We start from the raw sequence: 24050 nt of genomic DNA, 5'->3' as shown, positions 1-24050 counted from the left end.
CATCACTGCCCGCTGTGTTTTAATGGAAAATGACGTCAGGTGCGCTTAACGCTTCACTCAAATCAAACGTATCGAGTTCGGCAAAAGTGACAGATTTATTGTCACGGTACACTCGAAGAGAACGGAAGCTCATTAGCGCTTTGCTATCAGCACTGTAGTGGTTAAAACCGGGTGAAAACTTAAGGACCAGCCGATACTCGCCCAGGTCATAGACACATGCGTCCTCAAAACCTGACTCCCAGCCTTTGTATCGCATTCCCATAAGTTGCCCAACGGTTGCGGATTTACCTTCCCAGCGAGTCAGGCTGTTACTGGCTGACTCGTCAGGTGTGAGCAGCACTGTGCGCCGCATCAACTGGCGAAAAGGCGGCATAATTTCGTAATCGGCAAAAACCTGTGCAAATTCACTGCGCATTTCTGCTGTCATTTCTAACGGGTGGGCAATGCCAATCAGAGCATCCGCAGGCAGGTCAATTGGCTCATCTTGTGCGTTGCAGAACTCCCCCTCAGCGGCCACACGAAAGGCGTTGAGTAAACGACGCGGTTCATTTGCCGGATAAACACCCCATATCAATCGCTGAGTAACCAGGCGGGTAAAGGGATGATTAACAAACAGAGAATGAAAATCTGCCAGCGACCAGCGTCGGGTGGTGCGTAGGGCAGTTTCAAGACGCGGGAGCAGGTTTTTGCTCACCTGAGTGGCATCTTTTTTTAGCCCTTTTAGTCGGGCCAGTGCCTCGGGTGCTTTCAGCTGATCGTCATCGGCGCGTAACCGGGGAACACTTTTCTGGCGAACGTTTTGCTGATCAAAGATAACCGGGTTGAGGTTTTCATCGAAGCGAACGGTAAACTGCCGGGGACCAAAATCAAATATCAACGCCTGCGGATCATCCAGGCCCAGTGTTGGGACTAATCTGTCCGCTAACTCTTCCTGGCTTAGTCCACGATTTTCTGCGACCACCTGAAGAAATTCCGCCGCGTTATCACGTAAGGGACGGGATTTCGCCCGTTGCGATATATGATGCAGCTGTATCAGTGCCATATCATTATTCATCTGAGTAAGTATATTCAGACCACTGACAGCACGGGCAGATTTGCCCTCTTGAGGCCAGGCAAGGATCTGTGTCGTCAGATCCCGTGCCGTGCTTTCGTCGCCAAAGAGACTTAACGCCAGAAATGCCCAGTTGTCTTTTGCGGGAGCACCAGCTTGTTGCCACGCGGTGAAGAGATCCCAGGCAAAAGCGGCCAGCGTTTGTGGCTGGCAGAACGTTTTCAGTTGTTCCAGCCCACAATAAAAACGTCCGCCCTGGGTAAAGCGCAGCATTTCGCCGATAATTTCCAGAGCGTCATCAGTAACAGGCTGATTATTCGTGATAAGACGCGGCCTGGACCACATTGCCGGATGCCAGAAATCAGGGGCTTTGGGAATGCGTGCCGGGTAAATCTCTATTGGACTCTGTTTAAGTAATTGCTCCAGGGCAGGCCATACATCTGTACGCTGCCAGCGGTTTGCCACGGTTTGCAGTAACTCGCCATGTCCCTGTTCGTAAAGTAAACGCAGAGCATTGAGTGCCGCTTCGCTGTTATCGCCAGACCTGGCAAAGATTAATGGGATCAGCGCCGTAGCCGTATGCTCCGGCCATTGTAAAATCCACTGGCGAGCCAGATTACGCTGGCCTGCAAAACGATGCCAGACGCGGGCAATGGGTAACGCCAGTTCGGTAGTGCCGAATTGAATCAGCAGCGGAAATATCTCTTTTGGATGTCGGGCAAAGGCGGCGCTTAAACCGGGCAAAGCATCGGTACCCAGCACACTTAACAGATATTCCACCCCGGTGTAATGAAAATCAGCCGCGACAATTTGTTGCCAGCACGATACCGCCATTTCGCGCGGCATTTGCGCGATAAGGTACAGGTTCCACACTCCCCAACGCTTTTCATCAGTGTAATTAAATTTGCGTTGGAAAGTTCGCCACCCCTCCATCAACGCAACGCTATCTTGTGCCAGTAATGCGCTGGCGGCCTCTTCCCGGTAGTGTTTATTTTCAGTCTGTTTTGCCTGATAATTGAGCAATCTTCCTACTGAAGTATGTGTCTCTAGTTGATCGGAATCCAGAGCATCCAACTGTCCTGTGAGAATAAACTCATTAAACTTCCACCTGTGATCTTCAAAGCCTAATTCTCGCAAGAGGGTATCGGTTCCTCTGCTAGCTAGACGTTCGTCAAAAGGCATGGCGCTAAAATGGTTGATTGTAGTTTGCTGTTCCTGCGTCCAGTGCTCCTGGGACGACCTGTACGCTTGCGGTACAAGCGTAAGTTCAGGTAGCGAAAAGTGAGTTATGGAAGTCTTTTTCCTGCCACGCCATGGTGGTGAAACGAGGATTTCAGGCAGACTGCTGTTATCGGTGCTATCAATAACCGGTTTTGGCGAAGCCGATAAATAACTATTCACCACTGCCCGGGCTTGAGTACTTAACCACGGCATCACCTCTTCTGCCAGTTGTGGCTGCGATGCCATCAGCGTTTGTAACAGCGTATGCCAGTATTCATCACGTGCTTTTTGCTGTGCAGGCAGCTTTTTGTCTTCGATGATAGGATAACCAGGGCGCGCAGGGGGTTCTTTTAACGCCAGTAGTTCTGCCAGTGCGGCGAGCGTCGCATGTGGAAAGTTTTTACTGTATTTAGCTACACGCTGCAGGCTGGGTTTGTTTTTATCGGCAACTAACAGCAAAATGCGAATAATTTGCGGATGGTTAATTTGTACCAGCAGGCTACCGCAATCTTCTTTATGGGCATACATCGCGAGGCGTGGAGCGGCTGCAATTCCCTGTTCGCGCAAAAGGGCGGCGCAGGCCGCGTAGCCGAAGTGGTTTTCATGCGACATGTAGCTGGCTTCGCGATCGCTAAATATATCCTGGCTCCAGTAGCGTTCGAGTTTTCTCACCGCTCTGGGGTCATTAGCAACAACTTTTAACCACTCCTTAGAATGAAAATGAGTCCGCGGGCATTCAAGGCCTACCAACTCATTGGCGATTTCTGGTTTCTCCGGGAGGATGAGTGCAATAAAAGGACGGCGAACTTTGGGTATTCCTGGCAGTGCGGCAATGAGTTTGTCGGCGCAACGCTGCCAGCAGCTTTCCTCTGCCAGAGAGAGATGTTTACGCAGTCGGAGATCGAATTCGTTATAGGTTTCTGAGCGATAACCATAACCATCGTCCTCGTTCTGATACTGCAATGTTACTACCAGAGGATCACTCGCATAACACCGTACAATAAACTGGCGTGCAATCACCACTTCAGTCGCATATTCCAGTCCCTCTTGTTGGACGATTTCATCGAGCAACTGTTGGCTATCATTTTGCGCGATACAGGCTAGCGCCGCCATTGTCCGGGCCGGAATTGAGGGTTTGTGCTCGCCGATCAAGTTGATGGCTTGCGTAATGGCGGACTGCCATTCCAGTGAAAAATTTTCATAACGCCAGACAATGTTTTTTTTCTTCTCAGCAATGTGTAGCAATTTATCACCCAGTGTCTGGATGAGGCTTTCAGTGATAACAGGCACCGGTTCGCCCGGCCAATTGCGATGGCTGAGTGGTGTTTTGCCTTTTTTATATTTCAGTTCCAGTTGGGCGTTATCCGCCAGCCACGGTAATTCCTTGTCCATGTTCTTTCCTTATTCAAACAGGACTTCGATGTCGTTAATTAACTCGCTAGCGGTGATGTCATCGAGTGCGGAGAACTGCGCTTCCTGTGTTGAATTAATCCCCCAGCCATAGCTTTCTGCTTTGCCTTCCCATAGCCACAGCTTGCTTAAGAGTTGCTCGGCACTGAGTTCGGCTGGCGACATACCAACTGCAAATCCTTCATCGATTTCCATGATTAATGACCAGCGGCCCAGAGGTTTGATCATCCAGCCGATCCAGCCTCCGTCTTGCGGTTCACCACGCACCCAGCCTTTATTCGACAGCCCCATAACCCGACCGCTCGGGCATTTTCTACCTGCCCAGCGGGTTAGTTCGCTGGTGTTGCGTTCGACTTCAGTCAGGGCATAACTGTTGCGGTCGAGCTGGCGGAACGGCGGTAGCAGCTCGTAGTCGGCAAAAAGCTGACCAAAGGCGGCAGCATCCGTCGGTGATATTTCCAGAACGTGAGGAATGCCAACAGAGATATCGCCTTCCGGCAGGGTGAAAAGATCATCGTCAGCGGTGCTGTAGCTGTTATCTTCTGCCACCCGGAAACAGGCCAGTAGCTCGTTTTCGGTGCTATAAACGCCCCAAATCAGACGGCGGGTTAAGTGGCGAACCAGCGGATGCTCAACCAGGAATAGCTGGAAGTTTTCCGGCGACCAGCGGCGGCGCAGGCACATGGCGGATTCCAGCCTTGCTACCTGCTGGGCGGCGACGGTACGCGCATCTTTTTTCAGCAGTTTGTAGCGGTTAACTGCATCGTTCGCTTGGGTTTCATCATCGCTTTTGTTCGGTTTAGGCAAGTCTTTCAGGCGGCTGCCGGAAGCATCACGCACAAACGGTTTTAAGGTTTCATCAAAGCTGACGGTGAACTGCCGTGGCCCGAAATCCAGCAGCAGCGAACCGTTATCATCCAGACCGAGATCGGGCGCTAAGCGATCTTCAAGTTCTGCCACTGTGAGTTCGCGGCTTTCGGCAATGTCGGCAATTTTTTCTTTTGCCCGCTCCTGTAATGCTTTGAATTTCAGTTTCTGAGCAATGCCGTTAAGCTGCATCAGGGCGATATCGCTGCCGATAGCGGCGAGGATATCAAGCCCGACGGTGGCACGTTTATGCTGGGATTCACCAGGCCAGGCGCGGATTAATGGCGTCAGTTTGCGGGCGGTGTCATCGTTGCCGAGAACACCTAACGCAGTGAACGCCCAGCTTTCTTTCGACGGTGCGCCAGCGGTCTGCCAGGCGGTAAACAGATCCCAGGCAAACTCAGCCAGTGAGTCGGCAGTACAGGCGTCTTTCACCTGTAATAATCCCGCATACAGAGCCTCTTCCTGAGGGAAGCGGAGCATTTCACCGAGGTGGAGGAGGGCGCTATCTGGCAGTGATTGGGCGTTTGCTTTTAATACCGGGCGCGTCCAGAGCGATGGCTGATAAAAGGCCGGAAGAGTGGGGATTTTTGTCGGGTGATTATCTAAGGGATCGAGCGCTAGCAGAGCGTTCACCGCGTCTGTTACTTCCGGCTGGTTATAACGCCGGGCGATTTCTTGCAATAATGGCTGATGACCGTTTTCTGTAAGCATACGCAAGGCAGCGCGGGCGTTGTCCTGCGCTTCACCGGCTTTGCCGAGCGCCGCGGGCAGCAGGCCGGTAATGGCGTGTTCCGGGTATTTCAGCAGCCAGCTACGGGCGTCTTGTCGTAGGGTTTTGAGTTTGTTGAAGGCGCGGGCGATCAGTGGCGCTAATTCGATAGCCGCAAAATATTGTGCTACAGGCAGAGCTTCTTGTGGATAGCGTGAAAAGGAGTGAATAAAACCCTGTAACCCAGCGAGTTGCAGGTGCGTCATGACAAACTCGACACCGACGTGTGGCTCTTTGCTGAGGACATTCCACGCCTGCGCTGTTTTTTCGATAGGCAGGGCGGCTAACATGTAAAGCTGCCATTCCCGTTGATAGGAGTGCCAGAAGGTTTTAAATTCGCTGATCAGCGCAGAATAATCTCCCCTCTGCCAGAGTTCTACAACAGCATCAGACGCTTTCATATACTGGCCATTATTCCAGCGATTGAAACCCAGACGTGCCAGGTAGTTCTGAATATCCTCTTTTTGGCCGATGTCTATTTGATGTGCGTGCCAGCGATGCCTTGCATGAATCTCTTTTTCTGCCGTCTCGGTCAATGTGCAGCATGACTCCAGCGGTAATGGCGTTAAATCCAATACCGGCATTACAGATTTTTTCTTTCTCGAAAGCCAGGGCGGTGAGACTAATATGGCCGGCAGTAGATCGGTGCTGGCATGGTTTGAGGGCTGTGTCAGTTGTTGCTGGCATGATTTCAGCACTGCAGCTGCGGGTGTCGAAAGCCAGGGAATGACCTGTTCTGCCAGTGCCGGTTGCGAGATAAGCATCGTCATCAGCATAATGCGCCAACTATTCTCTTCTTTTTGCGCAAGAAGTTCCGCCAGTGCCGCCAGTGCCGTGTGTGGGAACGCAGCGCAAGCCTTAGTCATTCGTTCATGGCAGCGTTTAGTTTTGCCAGACACACGTATAAGTAGCATTAATGCTTGTGGGTGATTGATCTCTTCGAGAATGCTTCCGCAAAGATCAGCATAAGCATAGGGGGCGAAGCGAGCGATTCCGGCAATCCCTTGCTCCTGCAAAACGGTGACATTCCAGATGCAACCATGGTAATAGTCATTAAAAAGGTCGTACGCGCAATAAGATTCCAGTGCTTTGAGCAAGGAAGATTCTTGTACAACAAGTTTCAACCATTCAACAGTTTGAACATTTTTCTGCTTCAGTAACCGTCGTGCGACTTCTTCTGCAATCTCCGGGCGTTCCGGTAGCATTAGCGCTACCATCGGTTGTTGAATGGGAGGAATATCAGGCAAAGCTGTAATGAATTTATCTACACAGCGTTGCCACAAAGTTTCTTCTGCTAGAGCCAAATGCTTACGCAGTCGAACGTCAAAGGGGGTAACACAATGTGCATGGTTTAATAATGGCTGAAAAGTAATGTGTATGCTTGTTCTGTGATAAGTGCAATCGAACGAGATATATTGCATGGCAATAAACATATCCACGGCAAATTCTAGTCCATAGACATAGACAATTTCATCCATGAGTTCAGGGCATTCGCCCCAGAATTTACGCGAAACCAGAACAACCTGTACAGCCAACGCAGCAGGAGAAAGTGGACCATTAGCGAGAGCTTCATTGATATTCTGCTGCCAGTTAGCAGAACATGCACTGAAATCGTATGTTGTTAATTTTCCTGATAGATTATGAATATTCTGGCCTAAATTCAGAAGGAGGCTGTCTTGTGGTTTGCTTACAGCATCCCCAGGAAAACGTCGGGAAGGTAAGGCCTCCAGAGACTTTTTCTCTGATAAATGGATAGTGGAATCATCTGCCAGCCACGGGCATGGTGTCTCAGCAGCTTCAACAACCATACTTTGGTCAAATAAGACTGTGGTTTCTGCCACGCCAGTTGTATCTACTTCGACCGTTTCTATTTTGATTGCGGGCTGGGATGGCGAAGATAATTCTTCCGCATACCCCTTCTTCATCTTCTCCGCAATCAGCCTCAGTTCCGCTTTTTCCGCCGCTGCAGCATCAGCAAAGCTTTTTACCTGGCTTTGCCCGTTGGTACTGACTTTGCCCCAACTAATATGCAGCTCGTTTCCCTGCTGCTCCACCGCCCAGAATTTATGTGATTTTTCATCCTGATAAATATAGGTTTTCATTGCTAATTCCTTTTAATTAAACAGTGATTCAATGTCGTTAATCAGCTCGCTGGCGGTGATGTCGTCGAGCACGGAGAAAGTGGGTGAGGATTGCTTACCATAGCGATCATAAGGGGCGGTGATTTTTACGCTTTCGACAGGCAGCTGGTCGCTATACCCCGTTTCGCCATAAATTAATGAAAAAGGTTCTGTTTCAAGTTCGAGAGCGCCATAAGGGGTAGATTTGCGCATCGCATAGACGCTGCCGCTTTCTTCCAGACGTTGCCAGCCTCTGCGTTCCAGCCCTACAATGCGTCCGGCCTGGCAGAGACGTCCGTCCCAGCGTGACAATTCATGGACATTACGTTCGTTATCAGCAAGGTGGTAACTACCACGTTCGAGCTGTTGGAAAGGGGGAAGCAGTTCGTAATCAACGTAAATTTGCCTGAATGCAGCGGCGGATTCAGGGGGGATTTCCAGCACATGCGGTATACCGATGTTTCCTGCTGGCAGCGTGAATAACTCATCCTGCGCATCGCTGTAAGTGCTGTCTTCTGCGACCCGGAAGCAGGCAATCAGCGTGTTTTCCTCAGTATATACCCCCCATAACAGCCGTCGGGTTAAGTGACGTACCAGCGGATGCTCCACCAGAAACAGGCGGAACTGTTCTGCCGTCCAGCGTCTGCGCTGGCACATAGCCTGCTCCAGACGATTAATCTGCTGACTGGCAATGGCGCGCACATCTTTCTTCAATTGTTTGAAGAGGTTAACGGCGTCAGTTGCCAGTGTTTTATCATCGCTCTGATTTGGTTTGGGTAAATCTTTCAGGAGTTTGCCGTATGCATCGCGCACTACAGGTTTTAAGGTTTCGTCAAAACCAACGGTAAATTGACGTGGGCCGAAATCAAGTATCAGCGAGCCGTTGATATCAAGCCCTAAATCTGGAGCCAGGCGGTCTTCCAGTTCGGTCATTGTCAATCCGCGATTTTCGGCGACCATATTGATTTTGTCGCGGGCATGTTCCTGCAATGCTTTGAATTTAATTTTATGTGCAATGCCATTAAGCAGCATCAGCGCAATATCGCTACCGATACTGGCTAACACATCCAGCCCAGAAACCGCACGTTTATGCTGGGATTCACCCGGCCAGGCCCGGATAAGCGGGGTTAGTTTACGCGCGGTGTCGTCATTGCCTAAAAGCCCCAGCGAGGTAAATGCCCAGTTTTCTTTTGCGGGAGCGCCAGATTCCATCCATGCCGTGTAGAGATCCCAGCCAAAGTCAGCCAGTGATTCCCGGGTGAAGATTTCTCTAATGATATCCAGTCCAGCGTAGGCGGTAATGTCGCGAGGGAAGCTCAACATAGTGCCCAGGTGGCGCATAGCGTCATCGGACAGAGGCAGATTGTTACTTTTAAGCCGTGGTCTGCGCCATAAGGTGAACTGATAAAAGCCGGGCAGTGGGGCGATTTTTGCGGGATATTCTTCCAGCGGATCGCTATCGAACAATGTTGCCAGCGCAGCTAAAACATCAGGTTGGTTATACTCCCGGGCGATTTCCTCAATCGTTTCTCGCTGGTTTAAATTCACCAGCAGGCGGAGCGCCTGGCGGGCATATTCCCGATTTTGGCAGTGTTTACCCAGTGCTACAGGAAGCAGTCCGGCGGCGGCATGGCGCGGGTAATCAGTCAGCCAGTTTCGCGCATCGTCATAAGACATTTTTTTCTGAAGTCGTTGCGCCATTGGCAATGCCAGTTCACTGACACCAAGGAAGAGGGTGAATATCCACAACCGTTGTGGTTCACGTTGCAGGCAGGTCATAAATGCAGGAATGGCTGCGCTACCAAAAATTGCCAGAATATCCAATTCCCCTTTGAATCTCTCTTCATTGATAATCTTGTTGAGAAATTCAATAGACTGCTTACCTGGTAAGTAACAGAGGGCATAAATGTGCCAGGCATTCCAGGAATGCCAGTGATCGCTGTGTTGGTTGTGATAACGTGTAAATTCATCTTTCAGCGCCGGAAAGTCGAATCGAAGCAGGGCATCGATGGCGCTTTGGGGAGCCGGAATTTTTTCGTACATTCCTTCGACTTCACCTTTCATCCATTCATCAAAACCCAGATGCCATAGAATTTGCTGCTCTGGCGTTAGTGATACGAAGTTTGCCTCCCAGCTAACTTTTTTCATCGCCGGCAGGTCCGTAAACAATGTTTGTTTTGTTGCCTGCTGTTGGGCTATTTGCTGAAAGTGGGCTACGGAGAAAGAACGTGTGATTGTTTTTGTTATCTCTGGAGTGATATCCGAAACAGAAGGAACTGGCAGTACAGGAAGATCAAACACCGGCGAATTTTTCTTTTTCTCTTTAGTCATCCAGGGCGGCGAAACAAGCAGCTCTGGCAACATATCCGCAGTGGCATACTCACATTCTTTAGCTACTGACTGAGGACGACATTCAGATAAGATGCCTGCTGCTTTAGCACTAACCCAGGGAACGACGTCGCGTGCTAACTCTGGCGTGACGGTAACCAGTTTGACAAGCGCGTTGCGCCACTGTGCATCTTCATGTATTGCCAGCAAAGTAGCATAGGCGGCAATAGCCGCAGCGGGATGTTTTTGGCAGGCTTTGCTTAAGTATTCCAGGTGCTTTTTCTTGCCATTTACACCGAGGATCAGAATTTGAATCGCATCCGGGTGATTCGTTTTCCATAGCCATTTGACAAGATCTTCAGTCTCGCTGATGCGTTCGAAGAGATAAGTGGGATTGTCAGAATGCTCTTCCACAAACTCAGTAAGTATCCGGCTTACACCGCGCCCCCCATTATTTGCCAGCAACATTGCCAGATAAGCGCGAAAATCACGATACAACGGTGGGAAGTCGTATTTTTCTGCTGTAGTCAGAGCTATATCATCGGTTACTACCAGTCTTAACCAGGTCATCGCCGGGACGTTTTGATCTGCATAATGTAGCGCCATAGCATTGGCAATATCCGGGCGTTCAGGGATCAGTAATGCAGCAAAAGGTTGCCGTGCGGGGGATAGCGTCGGAATTGCGGCGAGTACTTTATCTACACAGCGTTGCCACTCATCTTCTGAAGCGAGTGAAAGATAATGACATAGACGTTGATGCCAATTCGGTAGCGATTCTGCTTTGAGATCAAGAGAAATAATGGTGGTGACGTCGGCTTTTACTGGTTTATATCTCAGTTGAAGAGCGAGAAGGGCAATTTCAACGGTAGTTTCCAGACCACAGCGAATGATTAAGTCATCGACCAGTTCATCTGCAGAGTAAGAATTCCAGAAACTCCAGAGCAATGCCGCATCAGATTGCGCACTCCCTGTCTGTTTATTACCCAGAATTCGCATTTGTACCTCAGCAAAAGCCTGCTGCCAGTTTTCTGGATAAGAACGGTAATTGTTGTCGGGGTCATATGCCCTGGTGTTATTCGCGATGCGCTTCCATATTTGACCATCTTTGTGCAGATAATTGATATCTCTGGGGCGAGAGCGATGTGGAAAAGCAAATCGGTTAATATCGTCGGTTAGCGGAATGACTGCATCATCAGCCAGCCATGGGCGTTTGTTTTTACTCTCGGGTGAAGTTTCAACGTCAGGAGTGACTTTGGTTACGGGGGGGATATGCACGTTTGCCGAAGCGTCTTCCACATAGCCTTTTTTCGTTTTCTCAGCGATAAGCTTCAGTTCCGCTTTTTCCGCCGCCGCAGCATCCGCAAAGCTTTTTATCTGGCTTTGCCCTTGGGTGCCAACTTTTCCCCAACTGATATGCAACTCGTTACCTTGCTGCCCCACCTCCCAGAATTTATGCGATTTTTCGTCCTGATAGATATAACTCTTCATCCGCGTTCCCTGTATTTATATCCAGTTATAAGCGGATGCTAGCAGTTAATGTAAAAAATTAAGAGCGTTGAACAAACAAGAAAACAACTTTAGGAATTCATAAAGAAAAGGCGCTGTCGATGCAGCGCCTTGAAGGGGGGATTATTTCACCTGATGACCCGGTTTAGCACCGGCATCCGGGCTTAGCAGGAAGATATCTTTCCCGCCAGGACCAGCAGCCATCACCATGCCTTCGGAGATACCGAAGCGCATTTTACGTGGTGCCAGGTTAGCCACCATAATGGTGTGACGACCAATAAGTGCCTGCGGATCCGGGTAAGCAGAACGAATGCCGGAGAAGACATTGCGTTTTTCACCGCCGAGATCCAGTGTCAGGCGCAACAGTTTGTCAGAACCTTCAACAAACTCTGCGTTTTCAATCAGCGCCACGCGCAGGTCAACTTTAGCGAAGTCGTCAAAGGTGATGGTTTCCTGAATCGGATCATCTGCCAGTGGGCCAGTAACTGGTGCGGTAGTGGCTTTCACTTCTTCTTTAGACGCTTCCACCAGTGCTTCAACCTGTTTCATGTCGATACGGTTATACAGTGCTTTGAACGGATTCACTTTATGGCCCAGCAGCGGTTGCTGGATACCATGCCAGGTCAGTTCCGTATTGAGGAATGCTTCTGCACGCTCGGTCAGTTTCGGCAGTACCGGCTTCAGGTAAGTCATCAGCACGCGGAACAGGTTTATGCCCATCGAGCAAATTGCCTGCAGGTCGGCATCGCGGCCTTCCTGTTTCGCCACCACCCACGGAGCCTGTTCATCGACATAGCGGTTAGCCAGATCAGCCAGCGCCATAATTTCGCGCACTGCTTTACCAAATTCGCGGCTTTCCCATGCTTCACCAATCACTTCAGCGGCATCCGTGAAGGTTTTGTACAACTGCGGGTCAGCCAGTTCGCTTGCCAACACGCCGTCAAAACGCTTGTTGATAAAGCCCGCGTTACGGGATGCCAGGTTTACAACCTTATTAACGATATCGGCATTCACGCGCTGGACGAAATCCTCGAGGTTGAGATCGATATCATCAATGCGCGAAGAGAGTTTCGCAGTGTAGTAGTAACGCAGGCTGTCAGCGTCAAAATGATTCAGCCAGGTGCTGGCTTTAATAAAGGTGCCGCGAGACTTGGACATCTTCGCGCCGTTCACCGTTACATAGCCGTGAACAAACAGGTTGGTCGGCTTGCGGAAGTTGCTACCTTCCAACATGGCAGGCCAGAACAGGCTGTGGAAGTAAACAATATCTTTACCGATGAAGTGGTACAGCTCGGCGGTGGAGTCTTTCTTCCAGTATTCATCGAAGCTTACGCTGTCGCCGCGCTTGTCACACAGATTCTTGAAAGAACCCATGTAGCCAATCGGTGCGTCCAGCCAGACGTAGAAATATTTGCCCGGCGCGTTCGGAATTTCAAAACCGAAGTAAGGGGCGTCGCGGGAGATATCCCATTGTTGCAGGCCAGATTCAAACCACTCCTGCATTTTGTTTGCCACCTGCTCCTGCAACGCACCGCTGCGGGTCCATGCCTGCAGCATTTCGCTGAAAGAGGGCAGATCAAAGAAGAAGTGTTCAGAATCACGCATTACCGGGGTAGCGCCAGAAACCACCGATTTCGGCTCGATCAGTTCAGTCGGGCTGTAGGTCGCGCCGCAGACTTCGCAGTTATCGCCGTATTGATCCGGGGATTTACATTTCGGGCAGGTGCCTTTTACAAAACGGTCCGGCAGGAACATGCCTTTTTCCGGATCGTACAGTTGAGAGATGGTGCGGTTTTTAATAAAACCGTTTTCCTTCAGGCGAGTATAGATAAGTTCTGACAACTGTCGGTTCTCTTCACTGTGCGTCGAGTGATAGTTGTCATAGCTGATGTTAAAGCCTGCGAAATCAGTCTGATGCTCCTGACTCATTTCGCCAATCATCTGCTCCGGAGTGATACCAAGCTGCTGAGCTTTCAGCATGATTGGTGTACCGTGGGCATCGTCGGCGCAGATGAAGTTGACCTCGTGGCCGCGCATTCGCTGGTAACGGACCCAGACATCAGCTTGGATGTGCTCCAGCATATGGCCGAGGTGGATTGAGCCGTTAGCGTACGGCAGTGCGCACGTCACCAGAATTTTCTTCGCGACTTGAGTCATAGTAGGCATTACTTCTTAATAGTGAAAAGGGGTTAGATAGTACCAAATGGGAAAATGTTAAGTAAGTACTTCTCTATATTCTTCATGTAAACTATCAGCTGATGGTTTATCTATACAAAAAAGGAGTCGGGATGAACGAACAATCCCAGGCCAAATCACCAGAAGCCTTGCGCGCAATGGTCGCCGGGACACTGGCCAATTTTCAGCACCCAACCCTGAAGCATAACCTCACCACGCTGAAAGCGTTGCACCATGTCGCCTGGATGGACGACACGTTGCATGTGGAACTGGTTATGCCATTCGTCTGGCATAGCGCGTTCGAAGAGTTAAAAGAGCAATGTAGCGCTGAACTGCTGCGCATCACCGGGGCGAAAGCTATCGACTGGAAACTGTCGCACAATATCGCCACCTTAAAACGCGTGAAGAATCAGCCGGGAATTAACGGCGTGAAGAACATCATTGCGGTCAGCTCCGGTAAAGGCGGCGTGGGTAAATCCTCCACGGCGGTAAATCTGGCGCTGGCACTGGCGGCGGAAGGGGCGAAAGTCGGCATTCTGGACGCCGATATCTACGGCCCATCAATACCCACCATGCTGGGCGCAGAAAATCAGCGTCCAACTTCGCCGGACGGTACCCATATGGCACCGATTATGTCTCATGGACTGGCAACCAATTCAATTGGTTATCTGGTCACTGACGACAATGCGATGGTGTGGCGTGGTCCGATGGCGAGCAAGGCGTTAATGCAGATGTTGCAGGAAACCTTGTGGCCGGATCTCGACTATCTGGTGCTTGATATGCCGCCAGGCACCGGTGACATTCAATTGACACTGGCACAAAACATTCCAGTAACTGGCGCGGTAGTGGTCACCACCCCGCAGGACATTGCGTTGATCGATGCGAAAAAAGGCATTGTGATGTTCGAGAAAGTCGAGGTTCCGGTGCTCGGTATTGTCGAGAACATGAGCGTGCATATTTGCAGTAACTGTGGTCACCATGAACCGATTTTCGGTACCGGTGGTGCAGAGAAACTGGCCGAGAAATACCACACGCAGTTGCTGGGGCAGATGCCGTTACACATCTCCTTACGTGAAGATCTCGATAAAGGCACGCCAACGGTTATCAGCCGTCCGGAGAGCGAATTTACCGCTATCTACCGCCAGCTGGCTGACCGCGTTGCAGCCCAGCTTTATTGGCAGGGAGAAGTCATTCCTGGCGAGATTTCCTTCCGCGCGGTCTGACGCGTATTAACCTTTTTGGTTGTTTTTCGTACACCGCAGAGATGTTACATTGATGCGGTGTATTTGTTTTTGCCGTATTAATGAACACTTATTTAATGCTGCGAATATTCTGCGGACCTTCGTCCGAAACTCTATAAAGTCGATTGATCGTACAGGCAATGCTTAATTATCATCCTTCGTGGCTGTGTAGTGGATGTACAGCTATAGTTTGTTATGCACTCATTCTATCCAGGCATAACCTTTACTACAGGGATAACGTCCAATGAATAAGTACTGGCTGTCAGGAATTATTTTTCTTGCCTATGGAATGGCTTCTCCCGCGTTCTCTTCACAGACTGCCACATTAACGATTAATGGCAGGATCAGTCCCCCAACATGCAGTATGGCTATGGTTAATGGTCAACCTCAACAGCATTGTGGTCAGTTAACGTATGATGTTGATACCCGTCATCAGGTTTCTTCGCCAGTCAAAGGTGTGACGACAGAAGTGGTTGTTGCAGGTAGCGATAGCAAACGTCGAATCGTGTTAAATCGCTACGATTAATTTGCCACCCTGGTTCTTTAAGCGGATTTAGAAAGCTGAAATCATTCGTGTGAATGATTTCAGCTTTTTTATTGATATTAATAATACCATTTAAAAAAATCTGCATTAATTAATAGATGTGATAAATATTTAATATGCTTAAGTATTTGTTGTATTTATATTGCATTGGTTAATTTGTTTTAAATCAATAAAACAATATGTTTACATTGCGGCAACTTTTTTGATGTGAGAAATTTGTTTCCAAGAGATACAGACTCTTAACAACCAAAAAATAAATTTTATTAAGGAACATATTATGAAACGTTCAATTATTGCTGCCGCTGTCTTTTCTTCTTTTTTTATGAGCGCTGGGGTATTTGCCGCAGACGTTGATACCGGAACATTAACCATTAAAGGGAATATTGCAGAATCTCCGTGTAAATTCGAAGCGGGTGGCGATTCAGTAAGTATTAATATGCCAACTGTACCAACCACTGTCTTTGAAGGTAAAGCTAAATACTCGACCTATGATGATGCAGTCGGTGTAACCAGCAGCATGTTAAAAATTAGCTGTCCGAAAGAAGTTGCTGGTGTAAAACTCTCGTTGATTACCAACGATAAAATAACCGGAAACGATAAGGCGATAGCCAGTAGCAACGATACCGTGGGGTACTATCTCTATTTAGGTGATAACAGCGATGTCCTGGATGTTTCTGCACCTTTTAACATTGAGAGTTATAAAACAGCGGAAGGTGAATATGCTATTCCGTTTAAAGCAAAATACCTGAAGCTGACAGATAATTCAGTGCAATCAGGTGATGTGTTATCTTCTCTGGTTATGCGTGTGGCGCAGGATTAATAAATAAAATTTCAAATTTCTCCAGGTAATAAACATGGCCGCTATCCCCATGGCGGCCTTTTAATTTAAGAGGCATTAAGATGAAAGGATTATTAGCTTTACTCATTTCTTCTATGGTCCTTCCTGCGCATGCCGGAATTGTTATCTACGGGACGCGCATTATTTACCCGGCAGAAAATAAAGAAGTGATGGTGCAGTTGATGAACCAGGGAAACCGTTCTTCGCTGCTGCAGGCGTGGATTGATGATGGCGATACGTCGTTACCACCTGAAAAAATTCAGGTTCCTTTCATGTTAACGCCACCAGTGGCAAAAATAGGGGCAAATTCCGGGCAGCAAGTAAAAATCAAAATTATGTCGAATAAACTGCCCACTAATAAAGAGAGCATTTTTTATCTGAATGTTCTGGATATTCCACCAAATAGTCCAGAGCAAGAGAGCAAGAATGCACTGAAATTTGCAATGCAAAACAGAATCAAATTGTTTTACCGGCCTGCGGGTATTGCACCGGTAAATAAAGCGACATTTAAAAAGTTACTGGTAAATCGCAGTGGCAATGGATTGGTGATAAAAAATGACTCAGCAAATTGGGTAACGATTTCGGATGTCAAAGCTAATAATGTCAAAGTCAATTATGAAACTATTATGATTGCCCCCTTAGAAAGTCAGAGTATTAATGTCAAAAGTAATAATGCGAATAACTGGTATCTGACCATTATCGATGACCATGGCAACTATATTAGTGACAAAATTTAATTACAGGAGCTGCCTATGTTGAGAATGACCCCACTTGCATCAGCAATCGTAGCGTTATTGCTCGGCATTGAAGCTTATGCAGCTGAAGAAACCTTTGATACCCATTTTATGATAGGTGGAATGAAAGACCAGCAGGTTGCAAATATTCGTCTTGATGATAATCAACCCTTGCCGGGGCAGTATGACATCGATATTTATGTCAATAAGCAATGGCGCGGGAAATATGAGATTATTGTAAAAGACAACCCGCAAGAGACATGTTTATCAAGGGAAATTATCAAGCGGTTAGGCATTAATACCGATAACTTTGCCAGCGGTAAGCAATGTTTAACATTTGAGCAACTTGTTCACGGTGGGAGCTATACCTGGGATATCGGAGTTTTTCGTCTCGATTTCAGTGTACCGCAGGCGTGGGTGGAAGAACTGGAAAGTGGCTATGTTCCACCGGAAAACTGGGAGCGGGGTATTAATGCGTTTTATACCTCTTATTATGTGAGTCAGTATTACAGCGACTATAAAGCGTCGGGTAATAGCAAGAGTACATATGTACGTTTTAACAGCGGGTTAAATTTACTGGGGTGGCAACTGCATTCTGATGCCAGTTTCAGTAAAACAAATAGCAATCCAGAGGTGTGGAAAAGCAATACCCTGTATCTGGAACGTGGATTTGCCCAACTTCTCGGCACGCTTCGCGTGGGTGATATGTACACATCAAGCGATATTTTTGATTCTGTTCGCTTCAGCGGTGTGCGGTTGTTTCGTGATATGCAGATGTTGCCTAACTCGAAACAAAATTTTACTCCACGGGTGCAGGGGATTGCTCAGAGTAACGCGCTGGTAACTATTGAACAGAACGGTTTTGTGGTTTATCAGAAAGAGGTTCCTCCTGGCCCGTTTGCGATTACAGATTTGCAGTTGGCCGGTGGTGGAGCAGATCTTGATGTCAGCGTGAAAGAGGCGGACGGTTCGGTAACCACCTATCTGGTGCCTTATGCAGCAGTGCCGAATATGCTGCAACCCGGCGTGTCGAAATATGATTTTGCGGCAGGTCGTAGCCATATTGAAGGGGCGAGCAAACAAAGTGATTTTGTTCAGGCGGGTTATCAGTATGGTTTTAATAACTTATTGACGCTGTATGGCGGATCGATGGTCGCGAATAATTATTACGCGTTCACTTTGGGGACTGGCTGGAATACACGCATTGGTGCCATTTCCGTCGATGCCACGAAGTCGCATAGTAAACAAGACAACGGCGATGTGTTTGACGGGCAAAGTTATCAAATTGCCTACAACAAATTTGTGAGCCAAACGTCGACGCGTTTTGGTCTGGCGGCCTGGCGTTATTCGTCGCGTGATTACCGGACATTTAACGATCACGTTTGGGCAAACAATAAAGATAATTATCGCCGTGATGAAAACGATATCTATGACATTGCCGATTATTACCAGAACGATTTTGGCCGTAAAAATAGCTTTTCTGCCAATATGAGCCAGTCATTGCCAGAAGGCTGGGGTTCTGTGTCCTTAAGTACGTTATGGCGAGATTACTGGGGGCGTAGCGGCAGCAGTAAGGATTATCAGTTGAGTTATTCCAACAACCTGCGACGGATAAGCTATACCCTCGCGGCAAGCCAGGCTTATGACGAGAATCATCATGAAGAGAAACGTTTTAATATTTTTATATCGATTCCCTTTGATTGGGGTGATGACGTTACGACGCCTCGTCGGCAAATATATATGTCTAACTCAACGACGTTTGATGATCAGGGTTTTGCCTCAAATAATACGGGATTATCGGGAACCGTTGGAAGCCGGGATCAATTTAACTATGGGGTCAACTTAAGTCATCAGCATCAGGGAAATGAAACGACAGCTGGAGCGAATTTAACCTGGAACGCGCCGGTGGCAACGGTGAATGGCAGTTATAGTCAGTCGAGTACTTATCGACAGGCTGGAGCCAGTCTTTCAGGGGGCATTGTCGCCTGGTCGGGTGGCGTTAATCTGGCGAACCGTCTTTCCGAAACGTTTGCTGTGATGAATGCGCCAGGAATTAAAGATGCTTATGTCAATGGGCAAAAATATCGCACAACAAACCGTAATGGAGTGGTGGTATACGATGGAATGACACCTTATCGGGAAAATCACCTGATGCTGGATGTGTCGCAAAGCGATAGCGAAGCAGAATTACGTGGCAACCGGAACATTGCCGCCCCTTTTCGCGGCGCGGTTGTACTGGTTAATTTTGATACCGATCAGCGCAAGCCCTGGTTTATAAAAGCGTTAAGAACGGATGGGCAACCATTAACGTTTGGTTATGAAGTCAATGATATCCACGGTCACAATATTGGCGTTGTCGGCCAGGGAAGCCAGTTATTTATTCGCACCAATGAAGTACCGCCATCGGTTAATGTAGCAATTGATAAGCAACAAGGGCTTTCATGCACAATCACCTTCGGTAAAGAGATTGATGAAAGTAGAAATTATATTTGCCAGTAATAGTCAGGTGGTTCTATGAAAATTCGCATAATGCTATTTATATTAACGATGATGGTTATGCCTGTGAGCTATGCAGCATGTTATAGTGAGTTATCTGTTCAGCACAATTTGATTGTTCAGGGGGATTTTGCACTTACTCAAACACAAACGGCGACATATGAGCATAATTTCAACGATTCATCATGTGTGAGTACAAATACCATCACTCCCATGAATTCATCGGATATTATTGTTGGGCTGTATAACGATACCATTAAATTAAATTTACATTTTGAATGGACCAATAAAAACAACATCACGTTGTCAAATAATCAGACCAGTTTCACTAATGGTTATTCGGTAACGGTGACACCTGCGGCCAGTAATGCAAAAGTGAATGTTTCTGCGGGGGGCGGCGGTTCAGTGATGATTAATGGTGTTGCGACATTATCCAGTGCTTCATCATCGACACGCGGGAGTGCTGCAGTACAATTTTTACTGTGTTTATTCGGTGGCAAGTCATGGGATGCATGTGTAAATAGCTACAGAAATGCATTGGCACAAAATGCAGGTGTCTATTCCTTTAATCTGACATTGTCATACAACCCGATAACCACAACCTGCAAACCGGACGATTTATTAATTACTTTAGAGAGTATTCCCGTTTCACAATTACCAGCTACAGGTAACAAAGCAACAATAAATAGTAACAAAGGGGATATTGTTCTGCGTTGTAAAAACTTATTAGGTCAACAAAATCAAACATCACGGAAAATGCAGGTGTATTTATCAAGTTCTGACTTGTTAACCAACAGCAACACAATACTGAAAGGTGCGGAAGATAATGGCGTAGGATTTATTCTTGAAAGTAATGGTTCTCCAGTCACACTTTTAAATATCACTAACAGCAGTAAAGAATACACAAATTTAAAAGAAATTGCGGCAAAGTCAAAACTTACAGATACAACGGTTTCAATTCCGATAACTGCCAGTTACTACGTCTACGATACAAATAAAATTAAATCTGGCGCACTGGAGGCAACCGCATTAATCAACGTGAAATACGACTAATAACAAGCAAGACGAGCAAGTGGCTAATAATAAAAAATAACAAGGTGTCTGCATTTCCCCCTCATGATGAGGGGGCTTTTTTTAGCGATGATAAAAAATCTCACCATCGTAGGCTTTAATGATTTTACCGTCGGTGTCGCTGATCAACACGTACGCGCCACCCATATAGGTCCAGTGCGTCCCGGCATCAGGCGCGGGCAGGTTACGTAACTGCCACTGCTTAATGTTGTACTCATCGGTGCGGTACATCTCTGGGACGGTATCGCCTGGTTTGAAATGCTTAAAGTCAGCAATGAAACTGCTTAACTCATACTTAGAAATTCCCGAGGTATTGGTCGAACCCGCGGTGGCTGGTGCGGCCCAGGCGGCACTGGTAACCAGCAAAAGCACACCCAGCAACATCTTATTTTTAATGGTCATAAACTCTCCACTTTGGGGATCTGTAATATCAGTCGGATATCTTTCCTGCCATACAATATAACTGACAAGCGATATTTTGTTAGTGATCCCATGATTTCGTAAAAAGTGTAAATGAAAGGATGCCCTAAAAGCATCCTTAGCGAGCAGAGAGCCAGCGGAAATAGCTGATTTAAGAATCATCCTGGGCTGAAGATAACATGCAGCCTATCGCATAATGCCCATAAAGCCATGCACGCCCATATACACCCCAACTAAGCCAATCAACAGACTGGAAAAATAAGGGGCACGTTTAGCGAGAGTGTTAAATCCGCTCCAGCGTTTTGCGACCTGCTGAACGCTGATTGCTGCGCCAACGCCTACGGTGACTAGCGTTAACGCCAGGCCAATGCTGAAACTGACGACCAGTGTTGCGCCCAGTGTCAGGGCTTTCAACTGAATGCAAATCAACAGCACGGTAATTGCTGCCGGGCAGGGGATAAGGCCACCGGTTAAGCCAAATAACAAAATTTGCCAGTTGGTGACCTCTCTACCATCGAAGCGTCGTTTAATGTCATTGGCATGGGCTCGTGCATGAGCATCCTGATACTCCCCATGTTCGTGATGGTGATGATGTCCATGGTCGTGGTGATCTTCGTGATCGTGATGATACTCATGATCATGCCCGTGCATATTCTCCAGCCAGTTGCGTTCGCCGCGCCAGGTACGCCAGAACATCCAGAACGCGGTGCCAATAATGATCACCGCGGAAATCAACTGGAGCCACGGTTCCGCCGATTGTGCAGTAAAACGTTTGCTGATCACCATCCCGCCAAAGGCAATCAACCAGACCACCGCGGTATGCGAAATGGTTGCTGCCAGTCCGAGCATCACCGCCTGTTTAATGGTGCCTTTGATGGCGATGATAAACGCCGCCATCATCGTTTTTGAGTGCCCTGGTTCCAGGCCATGAAGCGCACCAAGTAAGATGGCGCTGGGGATGAAGAACCAGGCATTTCCTTGCTGAAGAAGAGTGGTAAATTCGGTCATGATAATAATTCTTAGTATTAATTCGGCAATCCGATTCTACTCCCCCCTAGTACCTGATACTACCCCTCAGTAGAATAATAGTGCTATGATTTTTCATGTTCTTGTTAACCAGGTGTTGCCATGTCTCATACAATCCGTGATAAACAGAAACTGAAAGCGCGTGCCAGTAAGATTCAGGGTCAGGTCGTGGCTCTCAAGAAAATGCTCGACGAGCCGCACGAATGCGCAGCTGTTCTACAACAGATTGCTGCTATCCGTGGCGCGGTAAACGGCCTGATGCGCGAAGTGATTAAAGGTCATCTGACGGAACACATCGTTCACCAGGGGGATGAGCTAAAACGTGAAGAAGATCTGGATGTCGTTCTGAAGGTGCTGGATTCATATATCAAATAATTTCACAACGTTATTGTAATCCCGCCGTTTTTCCTCGTTTACAACGTGTGCGCGGGACATTACCATCCATCTCTGCGATTCATCATCGCAACCAAACGACTCGGGGTGCCCTTCTGCGTGAAGGCTGAGAAATACCCGTATCACCTGATCTGGATAATGCCAGCGTAGGGAAGTCACAGACCACCAGGTTATTGCTTCTTCACGTTATGGCAGGAGCAAACTATGCAAGTCGACCTGCTGAGTTCCGCGCAATCAGCGCACGCGTTAAACCTCTTTTACCAACACTCTCCTCTTGTGCATTGCATGACCAATGATGTGGTGCAAACCTTTACTGCCAATACTTTACTGGTGCTCGGTGCATCGCCAGCGATGGTTATCGAAGCAGAAGAGGCCAGTCAATTTGCGGCTATCGCCAGTGCCTTGCTAATTAACGTCGGCACGCTGACGCAGCCACGCGCACAGGCAATGCGTGCTGCCGTTGAACAGGCAACACACTCTCAAACCCCCTGGACGCTTGATCCGGTCGCGGTTGGCGCACTCGATTATCGTCGCCGTTTTTGTCATGAACTTTTATCTTTTAAACCGGCAGCGATACGTGGTAATGCTTCGGAAATCATGGCATTAGCTGGCGTTGCTAATGGTGGACGGGGAGTGGACACCACTGACGCCGCGGCTAACGCGATACCTGCTGCACAAACACTGGCACGGGAAACTGGCGCAATCGTCGTGGTCACTGGCGAGGTGGATTATATTACCGATGGTCGTCGCACCGTTGGCATTCACGGCGGCAATCCGTTAATGACCAAAGTGGTAGGAACTGGCTGTGCATTATCGGCAGTTGTCGCTGCCTGTTGTGCATTACCAGGCGATATGCTGGAAAATATCGCATCTGCCTGTCACTGGATGAAACAAGCCGGAGAACGCGCAGTCGCCAGTAGCGAGGGGCCAGGCAGTTTTGTTCCCCATTTTCTTGATGCGCTCTGGCAATTGACGCAGGAGGTGCAGGCGTGAAACGAATTAACGCTCTGACGATTGCCGGTACTGATCCGAGTGGTGGTGCGGGGATTCAGGCCGATCTTAAAACCTTCTCGGCACTTGGCGCTTATGGTTGCTCAGTGATTACTGCACTGGTGGCGCAAAATACCCGTGGCGTACAGTCGGTGTATCGCATTGAGCCTGATTTTGTCGCCGCCCAGCTCGATTCGGTGTTCAGTGATGTGCGAATCGACACCACTAAAATCGGTATGTTGGCGGAAACCGATATTGTTGAAGCGGTGGCAGAACGGTTGCAACGTTATCAGATCCAAAACGTGGTACTCGACACCGTTATGCTGGCAAAAAGCGGCGACCCGCTGCTTTCACCTTCGGCAGTTGCCACGCTACGCAGTCGATTATTGCCACAGGTTTCATTAATAACGCCAAACTTGCCCGAAGCAGCCGCCTTGCTCGACGCGCCACACGCGCGCAACGAACAGGAAATGCTGGAACAAGGACGAGCGCTGTTAGCGATGGGCTGTGGCGCAGTGCTGATGAAAGGCGGTCATCTGGATGATGAGCAAAGCCCGGACTGGCTGTTTACCCGAGAGGGGGAACAACGGTTTACTGCACCGCGCATTATGACCCAAAACACCCACGGTACTGGTTGTACGCTCTCTGCGGCGTTGGCTGCACTACGCCCGCGCCATACAAACTGGGCTGACACCGTCCAGGAGGCAAAAAGCTGGCTTTCTGCTGCGTTAGCGCAGGCCGACACGCTGGAAGTGGGGCACGGAATTGGTCCGGTTCACCACTTCCACGCCTGGTGGTAAACACCGTAATATAGCTGCTTTGGATTTTTTTCAGCCTGCTTGTGCTG

The 24050-nt window shown here is 48.4% G+C and carries 15 protein-coding genes and 1 riboswitch; of the genes, 9 read left to right on the top strand and 6 right to left on the bottom strand.

From position 1 onward, the window contains the following. Positions 1 to 19 precede the first annotated feature (19 nt). From QUF14_RS13700 to metG, 4 genes are all read right to left on the bottom strand, one after another. Positions 20 to 3664 (bottom strand): DUF4132 domain-containing protein, encoded by a 3645-nt coding sequence (locus tag QUF14_RS13700; protein WP_000356810.1) that lies wholly within the window; start codon positions 3662 to 3664, stop codon positions 20 to 22. 9 nt (positions 3665 to 3673) lie between these two features. Further along, complete coding sequence (locus tag QUF14_RS13695) at positions 3674 to 7423, bottom strand: DUF4132 domain-containing protein (protein ID WP_000860765.1); 3750 nt, start codon at positions 7421 to 7423, stop codon at positions 3674 to 3676. A gap of 12 nt (positions 7424 to 7435) precedes the next feature. Further along, entirely contained in the window at positions 7436 to 11257 is a 3822-nt protein-coding gene (locus QUF14_RS13690; RefSeq protein ID WP_000844407.1) for a DUF4132 domain-containing protein, read from the bottom strand. A 141-nt stretch (positions 11258 to 11398) separates the two neighbouring features. Continuing rightward, complete coding sequence (metG, locus tag QUF14_RS13685; protein ID WP_024211933.1) at positions 11399 to 13432, bottom strand: methionine--tRNA ligase; 2034 nt, start codon at positions 13430 to 13432, stop codon at positions 11399 to 11401. A 131-nt stretch (positions 13433 to 13563) separates the two neighbouring features. Here metG and apbC point away from each other — a divergent pair, with 131 nt between their 5' ends. The 6 genes from apbC to QUF14_RS13655 all read left to right on the top strand — a co-directional run bounded on the left by apbC (position 13564) and on the right by QUF14_RS13655 (position 20356). Then, complete coding sequence (gene apbC / locus QUF14_RS13680; RefSeq protein WP_001005448.1) at positions 13564 to 14673, top strand: iron-sulfur cluster carrier protein ApbC; 1110 nt, start codon at positions 13564 to 13566, stop codon at positions 14671 to 14673. Positions 14674 to 14935: 262 nt separating this feature from the next. Further along, a complete protein-coding gene (locus QUF14_RS13675; RefSeq protein ID WP_001046488.1) occupies positions 14936 to 15217 on the top strand; it encodes a YehE family protein in 282 nt (93 codons plus the stop codon). A 295-nt stretch (positions 15218 to 15512) separates the two neighbouring features. Beyond that, on the top strand, positions 15513 to 16055 hold the full coding sequence (locus QUF14_RS13670; RefSeq protein WP_000830466.1) for a fimbrial protein: 543 nt from the start codon (positions 15513 to 15515) through the stop codon (positions 16053 to 16055). A gap of 80 nt (positions 16056 to 16135) precedes the next feature. Further along, positions 16136 to 16810 carry a fimbria/pilus periplasmic chaperone gene (locus tag QUF14_RS13665; RefSeq protein WP_000677345.1) on the top strand — a complete coding sequence of 225 codons (675 nt, stop codon included), beginning with the start codon at positions 16136 to 16138 and terminating at the stop codon, positions 16808 to 16810. Between the two features lie 15 nt (positions 16811 to 16825). After that, positions 16826 to 19306 (top strand): fimbrial biogenesis outer membrane usher protein, encoded by a 2481-nt coding sequence (locus QUF14_RS13660; RefSeq protein WP_000945418.1) that lies wholly within the window; start codon positions 16826 to 16828, stop codon positions 19304 to 19306. A 15-nt stretch (positions 19307 to 19321) separates the two neighbouring features. Beyond that, a complete protein-coding gene (locus QUF14_RS13655) occupies positions 19322 to 20356 on the top strand; it encodes a putative fimbrial-like adhesin protein (RefSeq protein WP_000702207.1) in 1035 nt (344 codons plus the stop codon). A gap of 81 nt (positions 20357 to 20437) precedes the next feature. Here the strand turns inward: QUF14_RS13655 and rcnB are convergent, their stop codons facing one another. Both rcnB and rcnA read right to left on the bottom strand, forming a co-directional pair. Next, complete coding sequence (gene rcnB, locus QUF14_RS13650) at positions 20438 to 20776, bottom strand: Ni(II)/Co(II) efflux transporter accessory subunit RcnB (protein WP_000153074.1); 339 nt, start codon at positions 20774 to 20776, stop codon at positions 20438 to 20440. A 204-nt stretch (positions 20777 to 20980) separates the two neighbouring features. Beyond that, the gene (rcnA, locus tag QUF14_RS13645; protein ID WP_000134588.1) at positions 20981 to 21802 is read right to left on the bottom strand and encodes a nickel/cobalt efflux protein RcnA; all 822 of its coding nucleotides are present in this window, start codon (positions 21800 to 21802) and stop codon (positions 20981 to 20983) included. Between the two features lie 120 nt (positions 21803 to 21922). On the opposite strand from rcnA, the gene rcnR reads away from it, so the two are divergent. From rcnR to thiD, 3 genes are all read left to right on the top strand, one after another. Further along, positions 21923 to 22195 (top strand): Ni(II)/Co(II)-binding transcriptional repressor RcnR, encoded by a 273-nt coding sequence (rcnR, locus tag QUF14_RS13640; RefSeq protein ID WP_000019944.1) that lies wholly within the window; start codon positions 21923 to 21925, stop codon positions 22193 to 22195. 91 nt (positions 22196 to 22286) lie between these two features. Beyond that, positions 22287 to 22383, top strand: a riboswitch (TPP riboswitch). A 34-nt stretch (positions 22384 to 22417) separates the two neighbouring features. Beyond that, positions 22418 to 23206, top strand: a complete 789-nt coding sequence (gene thiM, locus QUF14_RS13635; RefSeq protein ID WP_001195626.1) for a hydroxyethylthiazole kinase — start codon at positions 22418 to 22420, stop codon at positions 23204 to 23206. After that, entirely contained in the window at positions 23203 to 24003 is an 801-nt protein-coding gene (thiD, locus tag QUF14_RS13630) for a bifunctional hydroxymethylpyrimidine kinase/phosphomethylpyrimidine kinase (protein WP_000822263.1), read from the top strand. The genes thiM and thiD overlap by 4 nt, the downstream gene beginning before the upstream one ends. Positions 24004 to 24050 lie beyond the last annotated feature (47 nt).

The sequence above is a fragment of the Escherichia sp. HH091_1A genome, assembly GCF_030295175.1.
GTDB classification, from domain to species: Bacteria; Pseudomonadota; Gammaproteobacteria; order Enterobacterales; family Enterobacteriaceae; genus Escherichia; species Escherichia coli_F.
Note: the sequence above shows the minus strand (reverse complement) of the source record. Positions and strands in the feature narration are given on the sequence as shown.